General features: G+C 70.8%; 3 protein-coding genes. 1 reads left to right on the top strand and 2 read right to left on the bottom strand.

Annotation, left to right across the window (positions count from 1 at the left end):
• The coding region (locus tag FHP29_RS22890) for an ATP-dependent DNA ligase (RefSeq protein WP_476703670.1) at positions 1-335 on the bottom strand (335 nt) is incomplete at its 3' end.
• Between the two features lie 35 nt (positions 336-370).
• On the opposite strand from FHP29_RS22890, the gene ku reads away from it, so the two are divergent.
• Positions 371-1,279 (top strand): non-homologous end joining protein Ku, encoded by a 909-nt coding sequence (gene ku / locus FHP29_RS17615; protein WP_139624161.1) that lies wholly within the window; start codon positions 371-373, stop codon positions 1,277-1,279.
• 12 nt (positions 1,280-1,291) lie between these two features.
• Here ku and FHP29_RS17610 read toward each other — a convergent pair.
• On the bottom strand, positions 1,292-2,353 hold a 1,062-nt coding region (locus FHP29_RS17610; RefSeq protein ID WP_158296621.1), incomplete at its 5' end, for a trypsin-like peptidase domain-containing protein.

Below are 2,353 nucleotides of genomic sequence, written 5' to 3'. Positions count from 1 at the left end.
CGCGCGGCGAGGCGCGCCACCGCGGCGGCGTTGCGCACATGCATCCGCTCGGCGAGGACCCGGAAGTCCGGCACCCCGCGGTCGTTGAGCGCGATGATCTCGCCGTCGACCACGAGATCGCGCACGCCCGCCGGTGGCGTGACGAGCTCGGGCCAGGCGGGCGTGATCCGGTTGCCGTTGCGGCTGGTGAGGGTGACCCCTCCGCCGCGTCCACCCGCGACGACGGCCAGGGCCCGCACGCCGTCCCACTTCACCTCGTGGCACCACTCCTCGCCCCGGGGCACGTGGGTCCCGGGGGTGGCCAGCATCGGGCCGAGCCGTTGGGGGTCGAGCACGCAACCATCCTGTCAGGACGGCGTAGGCTCGTCCCATGCGTGCGATCTGGAAGGGTGCCGTGTCCTTCGGCCTCGTCAGCGTCCCGGTCAAGCTCTACAGCGCGACCGAGAGCCACGACGTCTCGTTCCGCCAGGTCCATGCGAAGGACGGCGGGCGGATCAAGTACCAGCGGGTCTGCTCGATCGACGGCGAGGAGGTGCCGTACTCCGACATCGCCAAGGGGTACGAGACCGAGGACGGCGAGATGGTCATCCTCACCGAGGACGACATGGCCAACCTGCCGACGACCTCCTCCCGCGAGATCGCGGTCGAGAAGTTCGTCCCGAGCGACCAGATCGACCCGCTGCTGTTCGAGAAGTCCTACTACCTCGAGCCCGAGGGGGCCGGCGCCAAGCCCTACGCCCTCCTGCGCCAGGCCCTGCTCGACGCCGACCGCATGGCCGTCGTGACGGTCGCGCTGCGCCAGCGGGTCACCACGGCCGTGCTGCGCGTGCGCGACGACGTGATCGTGCTGCAGACCATGATGTGGCCCGACGAGATCCGCAAGCCCGACTTCAAGGTCGAGACGGGCGAGGTCAAGGACGCGGAGGTCAAGATGGCGCACATGCTCGTCGAGACCCTGGCCGGCGACTTCGACGCCTCCGAGTTCGAGGACGACTACGCCGAGGCGGTCGAGGCCGTGGTGAGGGCCAAGATCGAGGGCGGCGAGGTCAAGCGCACCGAGACCTCGGCCAAGACCGGCGGCGAGGTGGTCGATCTGCTGGCGGCGCTGCAGCGCTCGGTCGACGCCGCGAAGTCCTCGCGTGGCGAGACCGACGAGAGGCCGGCGGCGAAGAAGGCGGCGGCCAAGAAGACCGCCAAGAAGGCGCCGGCGAAGAAGGCGGCCAAGAAGACGGCTGCGAAGAAGACGACCGCCAAGAAGGCGGCGAAGAAGGCCAGCTGACGTCGTACGACGTCAGTCCGCCTCCTTCTCGGCCTCGTCGATCAGGTCCTTGGCCGCGTCGATCGAGCGGATCCGGCCACTCGTGACGGTGGTGCCCTCGTCGGCGAAGAGCGACGTGGGGATGCCGATCAGCTCGCCGTCGTCGTTGATCGCCGTGCCGCCGGAGTTGCCCGGCGCGATCCGGGCGTCGGTGTCGAGCTCGGAGCGTGGTCCGAGGTCGGGATCGTCGAGGACGGTGGAGATGACGCCGGTCGTCACGGTGATCGACTTGCCGTCGCCGGCCACGGCAGGGAAGCCCAGGACGGTGACGCTGTCGCCGGCGCGCAGGTCGCCGGAGCTGCCGATGGGCACGGTCGGCAGGTGCAGCTCGTCGTCGAGCTCCTTGCCGTCCTCGTCGGCATAGATCTGGACCACCGCGACATCGAGCTCGCCGTCGGCTTGGACGACCCGCGCCCGATAGGAGGCCGGTGCGTTCGTGTCGGTCATGCCGTCGGTCAGCGAGATGAGCAGGTAGTCCGGGTCGGCGATGCGCACGTCGTCGCCGTACTTCTCCTCCAGGCCCGGCGACTCGGGTGCAGCGACGTGGGCGTTGGTGAGGATCAGGCCGTCGGAGCGGATGATCGACCCGGACCCGTGGTAGGTGCCCGTGCTCGACGGGTCGTCGAGCAGGTGGCTCTCGGCCGTGATCTTGACCGTGGCGGCCTTCGCGGCCTCCAGCACGTCGGTGTCGTCCCCGGCCGGCTTGACCGGGTCGTCCCTGCCGACCACGAAGGCGAGGCCGAGGACGCCGGCCACCAGCAGCAGGGCGGCCGCGACCCCGCCGAGGATCGCGAGCCGCTTGCCGAGGCGACGGCGCGCGATCCGCCGCTCCTCCTCGGCCGCGGAGAGGATCGGAACCAGGGTGAGCTCGGGGCCGGCGACCGGGTGCCCGAGGCGCAGCCCGAGGCGCTCGTTGAACGCGCGGGTGGTGATCCGGCGGCCGTCCTGGAAGGTGCCCTCGTTGGAGAGGTTGGTGTAGGTCCAGCCTCCCGGGACCGGGTCGACGCGGCCGTGCACCCGCGAGCAGGCGGGGTC

It is taken from the genome of Nocardioides albidus (genome assembly GCF_006335005.1).
In the GTDB taxonomy this organism is placed as follows: domain Bacteria; phylum Actinomycetota; class Actinomycetes; order Propionibacteriales; family Nocardioidaceae; genus Nocardioides; species Nocardioides albidus.
This window is presented reverse-complemented; position numbering and strand designations above follow the sequence as displayed.